This is a genomic window from Bradyrhizobium macuxiense (assembly GCF_001542415.1).
GTDB classification, from domain to species: domain Bacteria; phylum Pseudomonadota; class Alphaproteobacteria; order Rhizobiales; family Xanthobacteraceae; genus Bradyrhizobium; species Bradyrhizobium macuxiense.
Genome location: NZ_LNCU01000123.1, coordinates 1 through 20,513 on the forward strand (window position 1 = coordinate 1; position 20,513 = coordinate 20,513).

The following is a 20,513-nucleotide window of genomic DNA, read 5'->3' on the forward strand; positions in this document are numbered from 1 at the left end:
CTAGTACCCGGAATCAGAGTTGATTGATACGGCGGCCCTTGAAACGGCGTTGACGGATCTTTTTCTTGGTCCAGACGAAGGGCTCGGCTTTGTCGTTGTAGGCGTTGACGTAGGCATCGATGTGTTCCTGAAGCTGCTTGAGGCTTGTGAAGGAGGTGCCGCTGAGCGACTGCCCCTGCAGGATTGAGAACCATACCTCGATCTGGTTGAGCCAGGACGCACTCGTCGGTGTGAAATGGAATTGCACATTGGGATGGGCCTTGAGCCAGCTCTCATTCTTCTTGTGGGTGTTGAGGTTGTCGAGGATGACGTGAAGCTTTCGGCCCGGAAAGGCCGCGGTGAGGCTGTTCATGAAATCGAGAAACTCGACACGGCGACGGCGTTTTGAATGCGTAGCGATGATCTTTCCGGTGGCGACTTCGAGCGCTGCAAACAATGTCGTGGTGCCATGCCGCTTGTAATCGTGGCTCTGGCCGGTCAAGGCGCGGCCATTGGGCAACTTCAGATAGCCCTGCGCTCGCTCCAAAGCCTGGATCGAGGGCTTCTCGTCCACGCAGAGCACAATAGCCTTCGCCGGCGGGGCGACGTAAAGGCCAACGACATCGGCGGCTTTGGCCGTAAAGTTCGGGTCGTTGCTCTCACACCAGGACTTGCGAGCCGCGAGGTCAATCTTGTGGCTGCGCAGGAACCGCCAGACATATTGGACGTCAACATCGCCTAGCGCCTCGGCCAGCAGAGGGCCGGTCCAGCGCGCAAACCCTTGCGGGGGCGGCTTATCCAGCAGCTTCAGAATCCGCTTGTCGGTCGTCTTCGTATAGATCGGCTGCTTGCCGGGCCGCGGCTTGTCTTGCAGCCCTTCAAGGCCTTGGTCGGCATAGCGATGCCGCCAAACGCTGACAATCCGCGGCTGGACCCCAACTTCCTTGGCGATCGACCGGGTGCTGCGCCCGTCCGCCGCTAACAGGACTATCCGCGCCCGCTTCAAATCGCGCTGCAATGTCATCGGTGAGCGACAACACGCCTCAAGCACCTTGCGATCTTTCCTCGAAAGGCGGACTTCTCTTGCTTCGGGTATCATCCCGACCTTGAATCACGACTCACGTTCCAAGAAAAGCGGGTACTAGGCGCGATGCCGGTGCGATCGCGCCAACGGCATGTTGGCGTTCCAGTGTCCCCAGCTCACATTGGCGAGGCTGCCGCGGTCCGTTGCCAGCGGTCGCCGGGTCCGGCGCTCATATTCGGCGATGCACCGACCGGATTCACCGATCTTGCGCTCCAGTTCATCGATCGTCTTTTGCGTCCGGCGGTTAATACCGCAGGTGGGGTCGCTGAGCTGATCGACTTCGAGCGCCTTCAATGCCGCGCGATGCTTTTTGAGCTGCGCGCGTTGCCAGGCAATGTGACTGTTGCTGTCTGCTGTCATGTGGCCGCCACCATCATTGATCGTTGCACGCCGTTGGGCACCTCGATATCGACCTCGAGCATCGAGACGAACTTGCCCCTGTCCATCTTGACCACGACCTTGTCGGGATCGAGATCGATGTGTTTCGACACCACGCCGAGGATTTCGGAGCGAAGGACCTCCAGAAGATCGGGTCCGCCGTTCCGGCCGCGCTCGTGCGCCAGCAGGATCTGCAGCCGTTCCCGCGCGACAGGCGCGGAGCCGGCGCGACCGCCGAAAAGCCGCATCAGGTTCATCATGCAGCCCTCCGTCGCAGCAGCCGATCCATCAGCCCCTTGCGTTCGACCGGCACGGTCATCGCGATCGTCTCGCCCATGAGGCGGCGCACAGCGTCGATATAGGCACGGGCCGGCGCGCTGTTCGCGTTGTTCAACGTCACCGGGCTTCCGACGTTGGAGGCCTTCAATACGTCCTGGCTTTCCGGCACTATGCCGAGCAGCGGCGTGGCGAGGATCTCCAGGATATCGTCGATCGACAGCATCTCGCCGCGCGCGGCGCGAGCGGCGTCGTAGCGGGTGACGAGCAGATGCTTCTCGACCCGTTCGCCGCGCTCGGCGCGGACCGTCTTGGAATCCAGCATGCCGATGATGCGATCGGAGTCGCGCACCGAGGAGACTTCGGGATTGGTGACGATGATGGCTTCGTCGGCGTAGCGCATCGCCAGCGTCGCACCGCGCTCGATGCCGGCCGGGCTGTCGCACAGGATCCAGTCGAACTTGGTCCTGAGATCTGCGATCACCCGGTTGATCCCCTCTTCCGTCAGCGCGTCCTTGTCGCGGGTTTGCGACGCCGGCAGCAGCCAGAGGTTCTCGAGCCGCTTGTCGCGGATCAGCGCCTGCGGGAGCTTTGCCACCCCCTGCACCACATTGATGAGATCGAACACNCCCGCCGCTCGGCGCCCATCACGAGGTCGAGGTTGCGCAAGCCGACGTCGAAGTCGATGACCACGACGTTCTGTCCCGCTTGCGCGAGCGCAGCGCCAAGCGCGGCGGTCGATGTCGTCTTTCCGACTCCGCCCTTTCCGGACGTCACGACCAAGACTTTGGCCATTCTCTTCTCCTTCTGGTCGATCAGTTCAATGGTGTGATTCGCAGCATTTCGCCTTCGAGCCACGCCTGGGCGGGCCGATTGCGCAAGCTGTCGGAAATCTCTTCAGCGGTCTGGTAGTAGCCGTCGATGGCAAGCAACTCGGCCTCGATCCTCTGGCAGAAGATCCGGGCCTCCGAGTTGCCGTTGATGCCGGCCATCGCGCGGCCGCGCAGCGTGCCGTAGACGTGGATCGAGCCGCCGGCCACGATCTCGGCGCCGGAGCCGACCGAGCCGAGCACGGTGACGTCGCCCTCGGCGAAGACGATCGATTGACCGGAGCGGACCGGGCTTTCGAGCAGAAGCGACGGAGACTTCGCCTTGGTCTTCGCCTGCGGCGGCGGTTCGACATGGGTTATGGCGCAGGCGCGCCCGCCGGTCAGCAGCGGCGGCAGGTTGGCACCGAGCTTCGATTCGTCGACGCCCTCGATGCCGAGCACGCGGATATTGCGTTGATCAAGACTGCCGACGAGATGGGTGATCGCGGCGGAACTCAGATCCACTGCCGCGAGATCAAGCACCACAGGCTTCCCGGTGAAGAAGCCGGGCGAGCGCGCAAGCGTCGCATCGATCTCCTCGAGCCAGGAAACGATCGGCACCACGGGCGAGAAGACGAACGCAACGTAAGAACGGCCGCGCATGCGGACCTGTTGACGTGCTGCCTGTTGAGTAGCGTCCATCGCCCCTGACTCGGTTGTCTTGTCGAATGGTTAACAATCGGCATCCATGGTTAACCAAAGGTTAATACGGTCAGGGTTTTCACGGATTTTGGTTTGAGGATGTCCTCCAGCGATGCGAAGTCCTGATCGCACGTAGCAATCACGACACAACAGGCACGATCCCGGCTAGCGATGGATGAATGACCGGCGGGCGCCTCAGCGCCCTCGCACCGACTGCGATCGCTCGGCCTGCACGGACGCATCGAACACCGCGCGGCACTGCGGTCTGAGCTGATCGACCTGTGACGCCATGCAGCTCTGGACCTTGCGACGGTTGGGGATGTAGGCCCCGCAGAGCCGCATGGCGTCGCCCATGCAGGCCTGGCGCTGAAGTGATTCGTTCGGACCGGACTGGGCCAGAGCGGGCGCGATCGTTGCGGCGAGCAGGACGAGGGCAAGACGAAGCTTCATGGGTCACTCTTTCACTGGTTGGTTGAGGTGTTGGTCGAGGCTGGATGCCTGCCGTGCCTGTTCGCGGGCCGCTCGTTGCCCACTTGCGCCGGCGGCAGGTGCAGAAAGGTCGCGATCGTGGTGTAGATCAGCCGGCTGCGCGCCGTTTCTGCTTCAATCGCGGGAGCCAGCCGCCCGAGCAGCATCGGGAACGCCGGCGTCAGGTTGAGCGCGGCATTGAGCAGCGCGAAGAACAGCGCGGGATGGCTGCTGCGGATGATACCGGCCTCGATGCCGGCCTCGAACAGCTCACGCACCGTCAGATAGGCCGGGCGCAGCAGCTTCTCGGTCACCAATGTGGACCGTTCCAGCGTCTCCGCGCCGTGCCGGACCACAAAAATCCTGACTTCGGGATAGGTGGCGTAGAAAGCGGCGATTCTGACCGTGACGTCGCGAAGCCGATCGGCCAGCGGACGGCCGGCACCGGTCGCGATCGCCTCGATCTCCGCCATCACGGCGTCGCGATCGCAACAGCCCGGTCGAGGCAAGCTTCCCACAGTGCGGCCTTGTTGCCGAAATGGACGCGAACCGGTTCGGGCTGACGGCGGCGACGCTGCGCAGGTCAGCGCCATCGAAACCGAGCCCCCCGAAGGCCTCGGTCGCCGCAACCAGGAGGGCCTGGCAGCCGTCGGGCATGTCGTTTCTGCGGCGTCCTCAGGGCCGGGAGACCGGCGCCGCCGTGGTTTTGCGATCGAGCCTTGCAAGAGGCGCTGGCACGGAAGTCCAGCCCCCATAATTCGCGTTAAATCAATTAGTTATGCCTCATTCCGCCCTGATATGGCGCGCTGTCAGTTTCGACTTGGCCCAGGCCGCAACAAAAAAGCCGGCGCCCATCGGCGCCGGCCCCATGCAATTGTGAGTTTGCGAAGAGCTTAGCTCTTCACGTCAGCCGACCAAGTCTTCTCGATCTGCTTGACGACGCTGTCAGGCATCGGGATGTAGTCGAGGTCTTCGGCACTCTTGGCGCCCTTCTCGAAAGCGAACTTGAAGAACTTGAGCGCTTCCTTCGAGGCCGCCTTGTCGGTCGCATCCTTGTGCAACAGGATGAAAGTCGAAGCGACGATCGGCCACGACTTGTCACCGGGCTGATCGGTGAGGATCAGGTAGTAGCCGGGCGCGTTGGTCCAGTCAGCGTTCGAGGCGGCAGCCTGAAACGCTTCGTTGGTCGGCTGAACGGTCTTCCCGGCCTTGTTGATCAGTGCCGTATAGGTCAGCTTGTTCTGCTTGGCATAGGCATACTCGACATAGCCGATCGAGTTCTTGGCCTGGGCGATGTTACCTGCAACGCCCTCGTTGCCCTTGGCGCCGACGCCGACCGGCCACTCGACCGCCGTGCCAGAACCGACCTTGCTTTTCCAGTCCGGGCTGACCTTGCTCAGATAGTCCGTGAAGTTGAAGGTCGTTCCCGAACCGTCGGCACGGTGGACAACCGAAATGGCCTCCGAAGGCAGCTTCGCATTCGGATTGAGCTTCTTGATCGCCGCGTCATCCCACTTGGTGATCTTGCCGAGGAAAATGCTGGCGAGCGTCGGACCGTCGAGGACAAGATCGCCGGCCTTCACTCCGTCGATGTTCACCACCGGAACGATCGCGCCCATGATCATTGGCCACTGAGCGAGACCGTCCTTCTGCAGCTGATCGGACTTCAACGGGGCGTCGGTCGCACCGAAGGTCACGGTGTTGGCTTGAATCTGCTTGATGCCGGCACCCGAACCGATCGACTGGTAGTTCACGCCATTGCCCGTATCTTTCTTGTAGGAGTCGGCCCACTTGGACAGGACGGGGAAAATGAACGTTGAGCCGGCGCCGGTAATGTCGGCCGCGAAGCTCGGCGTAGCCATGGCCACCAGACTGGCGGCCAGGATTGTCTTGACGAATTTCATGCTGATCTCCGTGGAAAACGCGAGAAGCCCGCGTGTTGGATGCTCTCGTAAACGGCGGCATGGTTCTTTCGAATGCTCGTGACAATTGGATGACAAATGCGCATGACCTTCGGCTTACTTCGAAAGTTCGAAAAACGGAGAGATTTATAGAGCGTCCAGAATGGGATCGCCCTGCTTGCCTTGATGTTGGCGAATTTGACGATCAGCCACCGCTCGCCGCCCGATATCACTGCCGCACTGAATCCGATGTTCGATCGCGCAAGGGTCACCGCGTACATCACGCATTGATGCGCGCTCAGTGAAGCGTCGGCTGCACTGAGGTCCCGATCGCGCATTCGCAGACTTGCGACGTCCGTCAAAACGCGGCGCGCAATCTTTCGTACCGGCTCAAACCACCATCCGAGTCGCAGCAGGGAGACCGCGGCCAACACCGGCCACGGCAGCGGGAATATATTGAGCAATCGCCCGCCGAGAATCTGCGGCGACCCCGGCCGCTAGATCATCATGTCGTTCGTGCGCGCTTCTTCGCCGCGATGCAGGTCGTGGTCAGCAAGGCGCGCCGGCATGGACAGGAGCCTGCCTGCACCGAGCAGCGCCGGCGTACTGGCGAAGGCGCTGAACGCAACGCCGGTCGGCGTCATGCACACATGCTCGGCCGGCGGCGCCGCCAGGGTCACGCGACTCCGTACTCTTACGGGATCATTTATCATGCTTACGCCCCATTGAACCGTGCACACTCCGCTCCGGGACAGAGGGTGGAGTGCGTTATGCCGGCGGATGCCAAACCATCTCCGGAGGCCGTGACGTATTCGTGCGAAGCCTGCGGAAATCAAATGACCTTCCTGGCTGCCTTGCCCAAAACGGCGAGGCACGAGGCCGTTCGCATCTTCCGTTGCTATGCCTGCAACGCGGTCAGGACTGAGCGTAGCTGAAGCTCAGCCTCATGGGCTGACCCGGTCAGATATGCATCGAGAGCTTGCGTCAGGGTTGCTTACACTTAGCCATGCAAAATCGCCGTAGCGGACGCCGGCGACGAACCCGGTTGCGACTGCTCCCCACGCCCTCATCGGACAGCAAGGCGGACGTGTCCTGGTGGGTTTCTCTGCCCCGCAGTGTTTTTTCGCGCTCGCGAAGACGAGCGTTGAACCAAGGTCTAACCTGCAGCGTTGGCTTTCCGTTCGCATACGAACGCAAACTGACTAAGCTTGCAGGCAACAACGCCGGCTTCAGGACCATCGAAGGCCCGAGGCGCCAAGAAAATCAAGGTCTTCAAGGAAACGCACATTCGCGCTCGACAGGAGGGCGCGGCTCCGATCGGTTGAAGGAGAAGATGCGCTGGCCATCCGATGGTTTCAGGGCATGAACAACAGCATTTCTTCCCCATTCATCCGCTATCCGATCGGGACCTCGCTCTTGATGGCGGGCATCCTGTTCGTCGGGCTCGTCGCCTACCCCCTGTTGCCGGTGGCGCCGCTGCCGCAGGTCGACTTTCCGACTATCCAGATCTCCGCGAGTCTGCCCGGCGGCAGCCCGGAGACGATGGCCTCCTCCGTCGCCCAGCCGCTCGAGCGCCAGTTCGCGCAGATCCCCGGGATCGCGCAGATGACGTCGACCAGTTCGCTCGGCTCCACGTCGGTGACCATCCAGTTCGACCTCGACCGCAAGATCGACGCGGCCGCCAGCGATGTGCAGGCCGCGATCAACGCGGCCAGCGGACAGTTGCCGAAGAACCTGCCGTCGCCGCCGACCTATCGCAAGGTCAACCCCGCCGATTCGCCGATCATGATCCTGTCGGCGACCTCGGACACGCTGCCGCTGACCACCGTGAGCGACCGCACCGACGCCGAGCTCGCACAGCAGATCAGCCAGATCTCCGGCGTCGCCCAGGTCTTTGTCGGCGGCCAGCAAAAGCCGTCGGTACGCGTCCAGATCGACCCCGCGAAGCTCGTCGCCAAGGGCCTGTCGCTGGAGGACGTCCGCGCCGAGCTCGCGCTCGCGACGACCGATAGCCCGAAAGGCAATATCGACGGCGATCGGCGCGCGTTCACGATCTACGCCAACGACCAGCTCACGCAGGCAAAGCCGTGGAACGACGTCATCATCGCCTATCGCAACGGCGCGCCGTTGCGGGTCCGTGACATCGGCGAGGCAGTGGATGGCCCGGAGGACATGAAGACCGCGGCCTGGGCCGACGGCCAGCGCGGCGTGTTCCTCGTCATCTTCAAGCAGCCCGGCGCCAATGTGATCGACACCGTCGACCGCATCAAGGCGGAGTTGCCGCGGCTGATCGCGGGAATTCCGCCGACCATCAATATCAAGATCATCAGTGACCGCACCCTGACCATCCGCGCCGCGGTCGAGGATGTGCAGATCACGCTCATGATCACCATTGCGCTGGTGGTGATGGTGATCTTCCTGTTCCTGCGCAGCTTCTGGGCGACCATCATCCCGAGCATCACGGTGCCGCTGGCGCTGCTCGGCGCCTGCTCGCTGATGTGGGTGTTCGGCTATTCGCTGGACAATCTTTCGCTGATGGCATTGACGATCGCGGTCGGCTTCGTGGTCGACGATGCGATCGTGATGCTCGAAAACATCACGCGTTACGTGGAAAAGGGCGAGCAGCCGATGGCCGCCGCCTACAAGGGCGCCAGCGAAATCGGTTTCACGATCGTCTCGATCAGCGTCTCGCTGGTCGCCGTGCTGATTCCGCTTCTGCTGATGGGCGGCATCATCGGACGGCTGTTCCGAGAATTCGCCGTCACGTTGTCGATGGCAATCTTCGTATCGCTCGTGGTCTCGCTGACGCTGACGCCGATGATGGCCTCGCGCTTCCTGCGCGCCGATCACGAGGTCAAGCACGGCCGCTTCTATCAGTGGAGCGAGCGGATGTTCAACGGCCTGCTCCACGCCTATGAGCGAGGCCTCGATCTGGCGCTGCGACACAGCCTGACCACGCTCTGCGTCTTCTTCGCGACGGTTGCGCTCTCGGTCTATCTCTTCGTCATCATCCCCAAGGGCTTCTTCCCGCAGCAGGACAACGGCTTCCTCACCGCCGTATCCGAAATGCCACAGGACATCTCGTTTGGCGAGATGAAGCGGCGGCAGGAGGAACTCAGCCGGATCGTCCAGGCCGACCCCGCGGTCTCCTCGATCGCGATGTTCATCGGCGGCGGCGGCACGGCGCTGAATTCCGGCCGTATGTACATCACCTTGAAGCCGCGCGAGGAGCGCGACGTCGACGCGCAGCAGATCATCGCGCGGCTCCGTCCCAAGCTCGACAAGGTCATCGGCGCCCGCCTGTTCATGCAGGCCTCGCAGGACGTGCGGCTCGGCGGTCGCGCAACGCGGACGCAGTTCGAATATACCTTGCAGGACGCCAATCTCGGCGAGCTGAACGAATGGGCGCCGAAGGTCCTGGCGAAGATGAAGACGCTGCCCGAGTTGCGCGACGTCGCCACCGACCAGCAGACCGAGGGCACCACAGTCCAGCTCACGATCAACCGCGACAAGGCCGCGCGCTTCGGCATCCAGCCGCAACTGATCGACGACACGCTCTATGACGCCTTCGGACAGCGTCAGGTCGCGCAGTATTTCACACAGACGAACAGCTATCACGTGATCCTGGAGATCACGCCCGAACTGCAGGGCAAGATCGACACGCTCAACAAGATCTATCTCAAGTCACCGTTGACGGGAGACGAGGTGCCGCTGTCGACGTTCGCCACATGGACCGACGTCCCGGTGCGGCCGCTCGCGATCGCCCATCAGGGGCAGTTTCCGGCCGTGACGATCAGCTTCAACCTCGCTCAGGACGTGGCGCTGGGACAGGCCACCAGCGCGGTGCAACGCGCCGTCGCGGATATGGGCATGCCCGGCACGCTTGCGACGAGCTTCCAGGGGACCGCGCAGGCGTTCCAGCAATCGCTCAGCACGGTACCGATGCTGATCGTGGCCGCGCTGATCGTGGTGTATCTGATCCTCGGCGTGCTCTATGAGAGCTACATCCACCCGCTGACCATTCTCTCCACACTACCGTCCGCCGGCGTCGGCGCGATTGCGATCCTGATGGCGTTCGGATTCGATTTCAGCCTGATCGCGCTGATCGGAATCATCCTGCTGATCGGTATCGTCAAGAAGAACGGCATCATGATGGTGGATTTTGCGATCGCCGCCGAGCGCGAACGGCATCTGACGCCGCGGCAGTCGATCCGCGAGGCCGCGCTGCTTCGTTTCCGTCCGATCATGATGACGACGATGGCAGCCCTGCTCGGCGGCGTCCCGTTGATGCTCGGCACCGGGACCGGCGCGGAGATCCGTCAGCCGCTCGGCTATGCGATGGTCGGCGGCCTCTTGGTGAGCCAGGCGCTGACGCTGTTCACGACGCCCGTCGTCTATCTTTATCTCGACCGCCTCTCCAACTTCCTTTCGGACAGGGTCCAGGGCAAGCCGCGCGAGGAGACGGAGGATCGATTGAAGGATGCCGCGGAGTAACGCGATCACACTCAATCGCGGACGATAGCGCCGGGTCGGACGGCGCTATCGCGTAAGCTTGTGCGCCTTACGGCTGCGACGACACAGCCGCACTCGGCAGCGGCGCAAATTGCATCCCGGCAACGGCGGAGCCGGCGTATGCGATGGCGATCAACATCATGATGCGAATTGCGACGAACATGCGCTTCCCTCTTGTTCTCGTCTTTGTCTCAGCATCGCAGAGACTCATTGCCAGCAAGTGAGAGAAGCTGGTTGTCAGTAGCTTTACGGCCTTGGTGAGCGAGAGGTTTACGGATCGCGTTGACAAACCGGAACCGGGTTCACGCGACGAGAACGGTGTTGAGAAATCGATCCGGGAGTTAAACGCGCGGTTCAGCGCCACCTGCGCAGTGTCGAACGATACAGCCAGGAAGGCGCAAATCATTATGCCAATCGTGCGATATTCGCTTGTTCCCGCATCGGCGCTGCTCGCTTCTTTGTTTGTTTACGATGCTTGCTTCGGCCACGTTAACGATCCGACGTCTCCAGCCGGCGTGATCGCGCTACGCTGGCCGGAAACCGACGCATTTCGCTTAACCGTGAATGCGGATCATGCGGTGCCTGCCGCAATGACCCCTGCCGCACGCGTTAGGGAAACGTTTGCGATGTTTCTGCCCGGCGACTACCGGCGCATGCACGACACGACCCGGTCGCCGGCGGCCGCAGTAGGCCGGCAGGGGTAAAGCACGTCCAGGGAGATCGCGTCGCGGGCGGGCGAGCGGGCCGAACATAGCTCGTCGGCGGCGTCCTTGTCGGATAAAATTCATGGTACGAGCCGACGATCTCAATCGTTTAATGCTAAGATTTTGGGTCGCAAGCCTCGATATTTTCAATCGCCCGCTTTCAAGGAGGCGGAGATTTTCAGCTCTCCAAGAATAGTTAAGTGCCAATGAAGACAATTTTGGACCGGGATGCTTCTGCGGGGAATGACCCGGCACTCGCGGTTGCCTGCGTTCTCCTGATACTCTTCTCGATATTGCTATTTGTCAGTGGTGGCGGCGAACCTCCCGGATTCGATTTTTCATGCTTTTGGGGCGCGGGCACGATGGCGCTCGATGGCCACGCGGCGTCCGCCTACGATTGGGAGCAACTGCATCAGCAACTTATTCTTCGGATGCAGTCGATCAATCATGATGCGTATCCTTACGATGAGTTTCCAATTCCGTTTTTCTATCCGCCCGTGTTTTTCCTGATTTTGGCGCCCTTAGCACTCCTGCCGTTTCCGATCGCGTTCTGGGTTTGGAGCACGGCAAAGCTATTGTGCTGGCTTCTCGTTATCTATGTCATCAGGCCACGCTTCACCGCGCTGCTGCTGGCACTCGCCACTCCGCCCGTCTTCTACGACATGTATCACGGGCAAAGCGGCCTGCTTGCGGCATCGGTGCTCGGCGGCGTCCTGTTGACATTGAACAGGCGTCCGCTCTTCAGCGGCTTGTTGATCGCGCTACTTATCTTCAAGCCTCAATATGGCGTTCTTCTACCCTTCGTGCTGGTCACCACCGGGCGTTGGAACGTCATCATCAGCACCTGTTTGGTATTGCTGGTCCTCATGCTGCTCACCGGAGTCATGTTCGGCTGGGATATCTTCAGAGCATTTGGCGAGGCGGCAACTTCCGGAACGTCGCGATTTCATCTTGGTGGAGAGCTCGCGTGGTATAATTTGTCGAGTGTTTATGGCCTGTTTCGGCTTCTCGGCTTTGGCTACGGCGTGGCCATGTCGTTCCATGTTGCCGTCGCGTTAGCCGCGGTGATGTGGGTGGTCGTCATATGGCGCCGCAACGTCAGCTTCGCCGTTCAGGCAGCCGGCCTGCTTGCGACGACGCCGCTCATTTCTCCTCACTTCGCCATCTACGATCTGTCGATCCTGGCGATGGCGTTGGTCTTCCTCATGAACGCCGACATGGATCAGATCTCATCGCTCTCGAATCGACTAACCCTTTGGATCGGTGTCGGTGCCATCGTCGTACTGGGATACGCGTTCCCGTTCGTGCTCGTGCCCGTCGGTCCGTTTATGTGCGCGACCGTGATTGCGATCATCTGGATGAGATTGCGGCAACTCGAGGCTAGCGGGACGACCATGAGCGAGCAGCCTTGCCAATGAAGAAAATCCTGGACTGGGATGCTTCTGCGGGGGATGACCCGGCACTCGCGGTTGCCTGCGTTATCTTGCTAAGCATCGCAATCCTCTTCTCGGTACCGGCCTTCGTCAGTGGTGGCGGCCAGACCGGGATCGATTTTTCGTGCTTCTGGGGCGCGGGCGCGATGGCGCTCGATGGCCACGCGGCGGCGGCCTACGATTGGGAGCAGCTGCGTCAGCAACTCATTCTCCGGGTGCAGCCGCTGAACCATGTCCCGTATCCTTACGATCAGGTTCCCGTACCGTTTTTTTATCCGCCGGTGTTCTTCTTTGTGCTGGCGCCCCTGGCACTCCTGCCGTTTCCGATTGCGTTCTGGGTCTGGAGCGCGGCAAAGCTATTGTGCTGGCTTTTCGTTGTTCATGCCATCCGGCCACGCTCCGCCGCGCTGCTGCTGGCACTCGCCATTCCGCCCGTCTTTTACGATTTCATTGCCGGCCAAAGCGCGCTGCTCGCGGCATCGTTGCTCGGTGGCATCCTGTTGACTTTGGATAGGCGCCCGCTCCTCAGCAGCGTCTTGCTCGGGTTGCTCATCTTCAAGCCTCAATATGGCATTCTTCTCCCGTTCGTATTGCTCGCTACCAGGCGTTGGAGCGTCTTCATCACCGCCTTCGTGGTCGTGCTGACCCTGATGCTGCTCACGGGAGTGACTTTCGGCTGGGATATCTTCAGGGCATTCGGTACGGCGGCAACATTCGCGACGACGCAGTTTCACCTCAGTGGCGCGCTGCCATGGTATAAATTGCAGAGTATCTATGGCCTGTTTCGGTTTGCCGGCTTTGACTACGGATTGGCCTTGTCAATCCACATCGCCGTCGCTTTGGCCACGGGGATTTGGGTAGTTGTGATATGGCGCCGCGACGTCAGCTTCGCCCTCCAGGCGGCCGGCCTGCTTGCGGCAACGCCGCTGATGTCTCCTTACTTCGCCATCTACGATCTGCCGATCCTTGCGATCGCGCTGGTCTTTCTGATGAATGCCACCACGGACCAGATCTCGCCGCTCTCGAACCGACGTGCCTTGCGGATTGGTGTCGGTATCGTGTTCGTATTGGGGTACGCTTTCCCGTTCGTGCGCTTGCCCGTTGCGCCGTTCATGTGCGCAATCGTGATTGCGATCATCTGGATGAGATTGCGACAACTCGAAGCTAGTGGGATGGCCATAAGCCGGCAGACGCAAGACTCTGCGACAGTCCGAGGCTAATAACTCGGCTCTGGCTTACAAACGACCGAAGCAACGGCAAGCGGCGGAGGACTAGCGCTTGGCGTGAAAGTCGAACCACTCGCCGAGACGGTTCTTGCCCGTACGTTCGTCGAACTCCTTCAGAAAGGCCCAGAGTCCTCTGACGTCGCTCACCGAGCGCCACCGGCCGGGCGTGCCCTCAGCGAATGGGCCGGACGAGCCCAGAGGAAATTTCCGGCCATGGGACGACCGCACACCCAAAGTTCGCTTGATCGCCGCTCTCAGCGCCTTCTTGGGAAATCCCGACAGCATGCCATCGATTTTCATCAGTGATGGAACCGGCTGAGCGCGCGTCACCTGGCTGATGATCTTGAAGTGCCGGTATCCCAGCGCGTCGAGTAGGTTGAGATCCACGCCGCCATCCTTGTGTGACATTTCGATGGATAGATAAGGAGGCGCTGTCTCCTCGGTCAAAGCTCGCACGCAGCACCGATCGTTACCTTCGATATCGACCTTGCAATAAAAGGGAACCCCGAACTCCTCGACGATCGAGGAGAAGCGTCTGGTCGCTATATGCACGGCACGATGCGGTGTCCCGTCGCGGGATGCGACATCCTTGTTGAAAGATGACCACTCGGTGACATCAGACATCCAGAATTCAGCTGAGCCGTCGTCGTCAGCCACTCCGACCTCCAACAGAGTGTAGCGGCCTTCTCGTATGTCCGGTTCGAACTTCTCTCTCAGCTTTGCAGCCAGGACCGGGCTCGCTTCTATGCCGAGCACTCTGTATCCTCGCGAGAGATAATAGGCGGAGTCGACTCCGTCATTGACGCCGACATCGTAGATCAGATCGTTAGTCGCCATCGTCTTCTCCCGCGCGGAGGCGTGTCTTTGGCGACAGGCGCACCGCAGCGGTCGGCGAAAATACCGCTCGGCTGCTCCCGCCATCACGCCCCTCACAACCATTGATTTTTATCGACGCATTATTAGCGCCGTGTTTTTTGAATTGGCGCGGTGGCCTTTTTGGGGCGCAGGAGATGTGAGCGCCGAAGAAAGCGAGTTGGCTATGCGAGGAACCCGCTATTCACATCGTTGGCCGCTGTTCCATGGGAGGAGCGACGGATCGCGCGTCAGCATCTCCTTAAGCGGCTGTTTCATGATCTTGCCGTTCGACGTCTTCGGCAGTTCCTCGACAAGGACAACGTGCTTGGGAATTTCCGGCTTCGACAGCTTGTCGATGCAGAAATCCATGATGTCGCGCCCGCTCAGGCGGGAATGACTGCTCTTGACCCGCACGAAGGCAATGACGGCTTCGCCCCATTCGGGATGGGGCGCGCCGATGACAGCCACCTCGGCAATACCATCGTGCTCGGCAAGCACGGCTTCCACGGTCGCGGGAAACACATTGACCGCGCCGCTGATGATCATGAACTTCTTGCGGTCGAGCAGATGCAGCAAACCGTCCTCGTCCAGCAGCGCTATGTCGTTCGTGCACAGCCAGCCGCCCTCGCGCATCACCTCCGCCGTCTCCTCCGGGCGGTTGAGATAGCCCTTCATGACAGCGGTGCCGCGAATCCAGACTTCGCCTTGGGTATTCGGCGGCAAGGGCCTGCCGTCGGGATCCCGGATCGAGCATTCGAAATGGGGACCGAAGCGCCCGACCGATTTCAGCCATTCGGGACGCCGTGCGAACGCTTCCCTGTGATCCTTGTCGGACAGATAGGTGGCCCATCCTCCGGTGATTTCGGTCAGACCGTAGGTCTGCACCAAGGCGCAAGGCAGAACCTCCCGCATCTGGCGGATCAGCGCCGGCGACGACGGCGCCGAGCCGTAGATCAGAAACCGCCAGGACGACAGATCATAGCTCCTGGAGCGGAGCTCGTTGATGATCCACTGGATCATGGTCGGCACCAGGATCACGCTGGTCACGCCGAAGCGGCCGACATCAACCAGGAACTGATCGATCCGGAAGCCGCCGTCCGGAATCACCGTGGTCATTCCGTTGGCCAGGTTGAAGCTGCTCATGACGATGGTGACCCACGCCGACGCAGACGGGTTGTACCAGACATCATCGGGCGAAAAGCCGAACGACGAGACCGAGAACAGAATGGCATCGACGACGCCCTGCTGGGTCAGAATGACGCCTTTGGGAAAGCCGGTCGTGCCCGACGTGTAGCTGTAGAACAGGGGATCATCAGGCGCGAGCGCGGGCCATGCCGGCTCACCTTCCGCCGCGGCAATCAGCGCCTCCTGTTCGTAGGCGAGTGCGGTGGTGCCGATGCCGATCAGCACGATCTGCATGGCCTCAATTTCTGTGAGGTGATCCCTGATCAGGGGCGCGCAGCGGTCTTCGACAAACAGAAACCGGGTCTTGCTGTCGCGCAGGACATGCTCGATCTCGCGCCAGACATAGCGTGCGTTGACCCCGACGCGGATCGCGCCGGTCTTCATGCAGGCGTAGAAGTGCTCGTGAACCTCGATCCGTTCCTGCGACAAGGTCGAGACCACGTCGCCCTTTTGCAGCCCGAGCCCCTGCAGGGCCTTGGCAAGCCGGTCCGAACGCTGGTCCATTTGCGCCCATGTGGCACGACGGTCACCGCAGATGAATGCGGTCTTGTTCGGATAGTTTCGGCTGGCAGCCTTCACCAGGTCGCGCGCAAACGTCATCGTTCCCTCCCCTTTCTCCGCTTGCCGGCTGCGTTCACCTGCAAACCAGCGTGTCGGCACGACCTTCTGCGGGCCGCTTGTCCTGTTCCGTAAGATACCGTCCGAGAAATCGACCGGCGCTGGCGAGTGCCCGTCCGGCGGCGCTCAACTCGCCAAAGGCTTGAAAGACGTGGATCATCGATGGATAGACCTCGAGCTCGACGGCGACGCCGGCCTTCGCAGCGCGGTCGGCCAGGCACATGGAGTCATCGAGGATCGTCTCGCAATCGCCGCACTGGATCAGCAGCGGCGGCAACCCCTCGAGCTCGCCGTAGAGCGGTGAAGCCAGAGGATCGAGCGGATCGCCTGACGGCCCAAGATAGGCCTTCGCCATGCTCAGGATCATCGGCCGCTGATGCAGCGGATCGACATCGGCCCGCGACACAAAGGTCGCTCCGGTCGCAGCGAGATCGGTCCAGGGCGACATCAGAAGAGCAGCGGAAGGCAATGCAAGGTTTGCCGCGCGCGCCGCGAACATGCAGGCAAGCACCAGGCCTCCGCCTGCCGAGTCACCCGCGAGCGCGATCGATCCGGGAGGGACGCCGCTGTCGAGCAGCCAGCGATAGGCCGATAGCGCATCCTCAACCGGTGCCGGGAAGGCATGCTCGGGGCAGAGGCGATAATTGATGCCGAGCACCCGGGCGCCGACTGCGGTGGACAGTCGCTGCATCAAATCGCGATGCGATTCGATCGAGCCAATGCGGAAACCGCCTCCGTGTACATAAAGGATAGTCCGGTCCGCCGGCGCATTCGCGGCAACGATCCACTCGGCGGGCACGCCGCCGGCCTCAAACCTGTGTTCCGGCCAGACCCGCGCGCGGCCGCGGAACAGATCGTCCCAGTCGTCGCGCATTTGCGCGATCTGGGTTGTTCGCGTCCAGCGCGCATAGACGTTGCGTAGGCGTTCGACCACGACAGCAACGTCGTCGGCTGCGGCGGAATGGACCGGTCCCGGCTGCTGCGCCGCGGTCATGTGCCGATTCCCATGCCGCCGGAGACGCCGAGCGTCTCGCCCGTGATGTAGCCGGCTGCGTCGGATGCGAGGAACACGGCTGCCGCCGCCACCTCGTCCGGCGTCCCCAGGCGCTGCAGCAGCGTGGCGCCCTTCATCCCCTCCAGAAGCCGTTCGCCGCCGGCCGCCACCGCGCGGCGCAGCATCGGCGTATCGATCGGGCCCGGCGCGATCACGTTCGCCGTGATGCCGTAGCGGGCGTTCTCGAGCGCCATCGATTTGGTGAAGGCAATCACGCCGCCCTTGGCCGCGGCATAGACCGAGCCACCGCGCGAGCCACGGCGTCCCGCTTCGGACGCGATGTTGATCAGGCGGCCGAAGCGCGCCGCCTGCATCGCCGGCAGCACGGCATGGGTGGTCGCGAACACAGCCTCGAGATTGATTGCGAGCCAGCGGCGCCACTCGGGCGGCGAGGTCGCCGTGAAAAAAGCATGCTGATCGACGCCCGCGCTGTTGACGAGAATGTCGAAACTGCCCGCGGCGGCAATGCACGCGCGCAAGTTCTCCGTATCTGCAACGTCAGCCTCGATGAAAGCGAGCTCGTATTCGCCGACCATCGCTTCGCCGGCACGTCGGTCGCGATCGAGGATGGTGGCTTGCGCGCCCTCGCGGACAAAGGCGCGCGCGATCGCGGCGCCGATGCCACTGGCGCCTCCGGTGACCAAAGCACGACGTCCTGTGAGCGCTCCGGTCATGCTTGCAGCTATCGGCCAACGAAGGTCGGTGCGCGTCGCTCGATCACCGCAGCGAGGCCCTCGCGGGCGTCGGCCGTTCCCGAGAGCTCGGATACGGTGCGCGCTTCCTCCGACAGGCACGAATCGATGCTGCTCCCGATACCGCTCGTCAGCAGGCGCTTGGTCGCGGCAAGCGCCTTGGGCGCACCGGAAGCGATCTCCCGGGCCCATTCCAGCGACGCCTGCTCGAGCTGCGCTTCTGGGACGACGCGGTTGACGATGCCGAGATCGCGCGCGTCCTGGGCGGTGAGAACAGGGTTGGTCAGGAGGATTTCGGTCGCGCGGCGCAGGCCGACCAGCCGGGGCAACGTGACGCTGACACCGGCATCCGGCGCCATGCCGACCCGGGTGGCTCCCGCCAGGAATTTGGCGCTGTCCGCCGCGATCACGAGATCGGCGGCGCAGACGAGACCGAAGCCACCACCACCGGCGGCAAATCCCTGCACGCTGGCGATCACGGGCGCCTCGAGCCGCATCAATCCCGTGACGGCATTCTGCAGCCAGGCTGTTGCGACCCGTATGTAGTCCGGCATGTGCTCGCCGCGCGCCGCGAACGCATGAATGTCGCCGCCGGCGCAGAAGTTCTTGCCGCGTCCCGTCAGCAGGACGGCACGAATCCCCGGCTCGCCGTGGCAAGCCATGATCGCCCGGCACAACGCCTCGAGAAATTCAGCGTTCATGGCATTCGAGGCGCCGGCACGATTGAGCGTGATGCGCGCCAGGCCCCGTTCGACGGAGAACAGCACCGGATCATCTGCAGTCATGGGATTTCCTCCGCGTGCCGGGGGGCCTCCGGCCATCACACCAGGAACGACAGTGTGAAGATCGCCTTGTGATTGTTGACCAGGGATACTTTCTTGCGGGCAATCCTGAAGTCGTCGCCGTCCCGCCGCAGCACGAATTCGTTTCGTGAGGCCCAGATGATGTCGCCGCGCAACGCCGATTCGAAGATCATCGTGTTGCACGCGACGTGCAGCTCACGATCGTCCTCCTTCACGACCTCGATGTCGCCGACGATGCGGCGGAGCCGCGACTGCGGCTCCTGCGTGTGGCGCTTGCCGGTCAGAAGCTGCTTCACGCGCAGACCGATGCGCGAGCGATTGTCGTAGATGATCGACATCTGCCGTTCCGGATCGATGTCGTCGCCGTTGGCCGGAATCCAGTAGACGCCGTCGTCGGCCCACAGCGCTTCCCAATCCTCGTAGCGGTGATCGTCGGCGTAGCGCGCCTCGCGGAACAGGAATTGCGAGACGTCGTGGATCAGGTCCGCCTTGCTTTGCACCTGCAGCATCAGGCCTGCTCCATCAATGCACGGTAGTGCCGCCACATGCCGCGCGACGGCACCTCATCGGTCGCATGCCCCACCATGAAGCCGTCGCCGTCGCGGCGCTCGCGATGCTCTCCGCGCCCGAGATAGATCCAGTCGGTGTCGCTCGCATGCACGCCGCGCTGCGTGCGCTCATACATCTCCGAATCGTCGGCGAGCAGCAGGCCCGCCGGCCCGACCGAGCCCATGGTCTGCTGGCGCATGCGGCGGTTCAGATCGGGCGCCCCCTTGAACTGCAGCGCCGTCACGTGCTGCACGCTGTCTTCCACGCCGAGCGGCTCGATCACGAACATCTGGATCTCGGCGATGAAGAGATTAGGGAAGATCATGACGTGCGGCGTGCCATCGATCATGATTTGCCGCGCTTTCGCCTCTCCGTAAGCGCTGTTCATGCGCGCGGCATAGTCCGGCAGGCGCTCGATGGTCGTGCCGAACCAGCTCAGGGGCGCATCGCGCTTGCGGAACTCGGGCCTGAGGTCGAGCTCGGTGTGACCGTTGCCGTAGTCGCGGGTCAGCGCCGTCGACTTCGCGCCGTAGAGATTACCGATACCGCTGTCGGCGACGGCGAAGATCGACGAGTGAACAAAGGCGGGATGGTAGCCGTCAGTCTCGTTCTCGAGGATGAATTTCCAGTTCGCCCTGACGCGGTGTTTGAGGAAGCCCGCCGTGATCTCGATCTCGCCCTCCGGCGAAGTCATCGCCAGTCGATCGAGGGTTTCCGCGGCACCGCCGAGATGCTCTTCCAGCGACGGCCCGTCGGCCGCGAATGAGCCGAATATGAAGCCCTTGTACGAGGCGACGCGCGGCACCCGCCCGAGCCCATGCGCTTCCCTGTTGAGGCCCTGATAGCCATCCGGGAAGGCATAACCGACGAGGCGGCCGTCGCTGGCGAAATTCCAGGCGTGGAATGGACAGGTGAAGTTGACGGCGTTGCCGTGCTCCTTCGCGCACAGCTGGTTGCCGCGATGCGTGCAGCGATTGAGCAGAAGGTGAATGCGGCCGTCCTGGCCGCGCGTCATCAGGATCGGCTGCAGGCCGATCGACTTGCGCACGAAATCATGCGGCTTCGATATCTCGCTCTCATGTCCGACATAAACCCAGGTCCGGTACCAGATCCGCTCCAGCTCGATCTGGAAGATCGCGGGGTCGCGGTAGAGGCCGCCGCGGACGCGGTCGCGGCGGATCAGGTCGCCCCATTCGGGACTCCGGGCGAGCATGTTCATCGGCGTCTCCCTTGATCTGTTTCTCGATCGGCTTAATAATAATCCGACCGTCCGTTCTATTAATAG

The 20,513-nt window shown here is 62.1% G+C and carries 21 protein-coding genes and 1 pseudogene; 3 read left to right on the forward strand and 19 right to left on the reverse strand.

Annotated features, from left to right (window positions below):
• Positions 1-13 precede the first annotated feature (13 nt).
• The 11 genes and pseudogenes from AS156_RS38115 to AS156_RS38155 all read right to left on the reverse strand — a co-directional run bounded on the left by AS156_RS38115 (position 14) and on the right by AS156_RS38155 (position 6,277).
• Positions 14-1,078, reverse strand: a complete 1,065-nt coding sequence (locus AS156_RS38115; protein ID WP_066503481.1) for an IS630 family transposase — start codon at positions 1,076-1,078, stop codon at positions 14-16.
• A gap of 42 nt (positions 1,079-1,120) precedes the next feature.
• A complete protein-coding gene (locus AS156_RS38120) occupies positions 1,121-1,423 on the reverse strand; it encodes a hypothetical protein (protein ID WP_066515357.1) in 303 nt (100 codons plus the stop codon).
• Positions 1,420-1,698: a cell division topological specificity factor MinE gene (gene minE / locus AS156_RS38125; protein ID WP_066515450.1), complete on the reverse strand. Its 279-nt coding sequence runs from the start codon at positions 1,696-1,698 to the stop codon at positions 1,420-1,422. Before minE ends, AS156_RS38120 begins: the two co-directional genes overlap by 4 nt.
• Positions 1,698-2,345: septum site-determining protein MinD (gene minD / locus AS156_RS38130; protein ID WP_245313244.1), on the reverse strand; the 648-nt coding region annotated here is incomplete at its 5' end. The genes minE and minD, both read right to left, overlap by 1 nt.
• Before the next feature lies 1 nt (position 2,346).
• Positions 2,347-2,512 (reverse strand): annotated as a pseudogene (locus AS156_RS45465) (nucleotide-binding protein); the annotation flags it as partial.
• A gap of 20 nt (positions 2,513-2,532) precedes the next feature.
• Positions 2,533-3,228, reverse strand: a complete 696-nt coding sequence (minC, locus tag AS156_RS38135) for a septum site-determining protein MinC (protein ID WP_066515359.1) — start codon at positions 3,226-3,228, stop codon at positions 2,533-2,535.
• A gap of 195 nt (positions 3,229-3,423) precedes the next feature.
• A complete protein-coding gene (locus AS156_RS38140) occupies positions 3,424-3,678 on the reverse strand; it encodes a hypothetical protein (RefSeq protein WP_066515362.1) in 255 nt (84 codons plus the stop codon).
• Positions 3,679-3,689: 11 nt separating this feature from the next.
• On the reverse strand, positions 3,690-4,169 hold the full coding sequence (locus AS156_RS38145) for a hypothetical protein (protein ID WP_066515370.1): 480 nt from the start codon (positions 4,167-4,169) through the stop codon (positions 3,690-3,692).
• 420 nt (positions 4,170-4,589) lie between these two features.
• On the reverse strand, positions 4,590-5,600 hold the full coding sequence (gene pstS / locus AS156_RS38150) for a phosphate ABC transporter substrate-binding protein PstS (protein ID WP_066515372.1): 1,011 nt from the start codon (positions 5,598-5,600) through the stop codon (positions 4,590-4,592).
• Positions 5,597-6,061 carry a hypothetical protein gene (locus AS156_RS42595; protein ID WP_136626632.1) on the reverse strand — a complete coding sequence of 155 codons (465 nt, stop codon included), beginning with the start codon at positions 6,059-6,061 and terminating at the stop codon, positions 5,597-5,599. Before AS156_RS42595 ends, pstS begins: the two co-directional genes overlap by 4 nt.
• Before the next feature lie 33 nt (positions 6,062-6,094).
• Positions 6,095-6,277 carry a hypothetical protein gene (locus AS156_RS38155; RefSeq protein ID WP_066515374.1) on the reverse strand — a complete coding sequence of 61 codons (183 nt, stop codon included), beginning with the start codon at positions 6,275-6,277 and terminating at the stop codon, positions 6,095-6,097.
• A 682-nt stretch (positions 6,278-6,959) separates the two neighbouring features.
• Here AS156_RS38155 and AS156_RS38160 point away from each other — a divergent pair.
• Positions 6,960-10,091: a multidrug efflux RND transporter permease subunit gene (locus tag AS156_RS38160; protein ID WP_066515375.1), complete on the forward strand. Its 3,132-nt coding sequence runs from the start codon at positions 6,960-6,962 to the stop codon at positions 10,089-10,091.
• Positions 10,092-10,158: 67 nt separating this feature from the next.
• On the opposite strand, the gene AS156_RS42600 is transcribed toward AS156_RS38160, so the two are convergent.
• Positions 10,159-10,515, reverse strand: coding sequence for a hypothetical protein (locus tag AS156_RS42600; protein WP_136626633.1), 357 nt, complete (start codon positions 10,513-10,515; stop codon positions 10,159-10,161).
• 504 nt (positions 10,516-11,019) lie between these two features.
• Between AS156_RS42600 and AS156_RS38170 the strand changes: the two genes are divergently transcribed.
• Entirely contained in the window at positions 11,020-12,231 is a 1,212-nt protein-coding gene (locus tag AS156_RS38170; RefSeq protein WP_066515377.1) for a glycosyltransferase family 87 protein, read from the forward strand.
• On the forward strand, positions 12,228-13,466 hold the full coding sequence (locus tag AS156_RS38175; protein ID WP_066515379.1) for a glycosyltransferase family 87 protein: 1,239 nt from the start codon (positions 12,228-12,230) through the stop codon (positions 13,464-13,466). The genes AS156_RS38170 and AS156_RS38175 overlap by 4 nt, the downstream gene beginning before the upstream one ends.
• 51 nt (positions 13,467-13,517) lie before the next feature.
• Here AS156_RS38175 and AS156_RS38180 read toward each other — a convergent pair whose 3' ends face one another.
• From AS156_RS38180 to AS156_RS38210, 7 genes are all read right to left on the reverse strand, one after another.
• On the reverse strand, positions 13,518-14,309 hold the full coding sequence (locus AS156_RS38180) for an FkbM family methyltransferase (protein ID WP_160331198.1): 792 nt from the start codon (positions 14,307-14,309) through the stop codon (positions 13,518-13,520).
• A 216-nt stretch (positions 14,310-14,525) separates the two neighbouring features.
• Positions 14,526-16,112: a class I adenylate-forming enzyme family protein gene (locus AS156_RS38185; RefSeq protein WP_066515383.1), complete on the reverse strand. Its 1,587-nt coding sequence runs from the start codon at positions 16,110-16,112 to the stop codon at positions 14,526-14,528.
• A gap of 34 nt (positions 16,113-16,146) precedes the next feature.
• The gene (locus tag AS156_RS38190) at positions 16,147-17,124 is read right to left on the reverse strand and encodes an alpha/beta hydrolase (protein WP_066515385.1); all 978 of its coding nucleotides are present in this window, start codon (positions 17,122-17,124) and stop codon (positions 16,147-16,149) included.
• A complete protein-coding gene (locus tag AS156_RS38195) occupies positions 17,121-17,858 on the reverse strand; it encodes an SDR family NAD(P)-dependent oxidoreductase (protein WP_066515387.1) in 738 nt (245 codons plus the stop codon). Before AS156_RS38195 ends, AS156_RS38190 begins: the two co-directional genes overlap by 4 nt.
• An 8-nt stretch (positions 17,859-17,866) precedes the next feature.
• The gene (locus tag AS156_RS38200) at positions 17,867-18,661 is read right to left on the reverse strand and encodes an enoyl-CoA hydratase/isomerase family protein (protein WP_066515390.1); all 795 of its coding nucleotides are present in this window, start codon (positions 18,659-18,661) and stop codon (positions 17,867-17,869) included.
• Between the two features lie 35 nt (positions 18,662-18,696).
• Entirely contained in the window at positions 18,697-19,188 is a 492-nt protein-coding gene (locus tag AS156_RS38205; protein ID WP_066515393.1) for an aromatic-ring-hydroxylating dioxygenase subunit beta, read from the reverse strand.
• The gene (locus AS156_RS38210) at positions 19,188-20,447 is read right to left on the reverse strand and encodes an aromatic ring-hydroxylating oxygenase subunit alpha (RefSeq protein WP_066515396.1); all 1,260 of its coding nucleotides are present in this window, start codon (positions 20,445-20,447) and stop codon (positions 19,188-19,190) included. Before AS156_RS38210 ends, AS156_RS38205 begins: the two co-directional genes overlap by 1 nt.
• Positions 20,448-20,513: the final 66 nt, after the last annotated feature.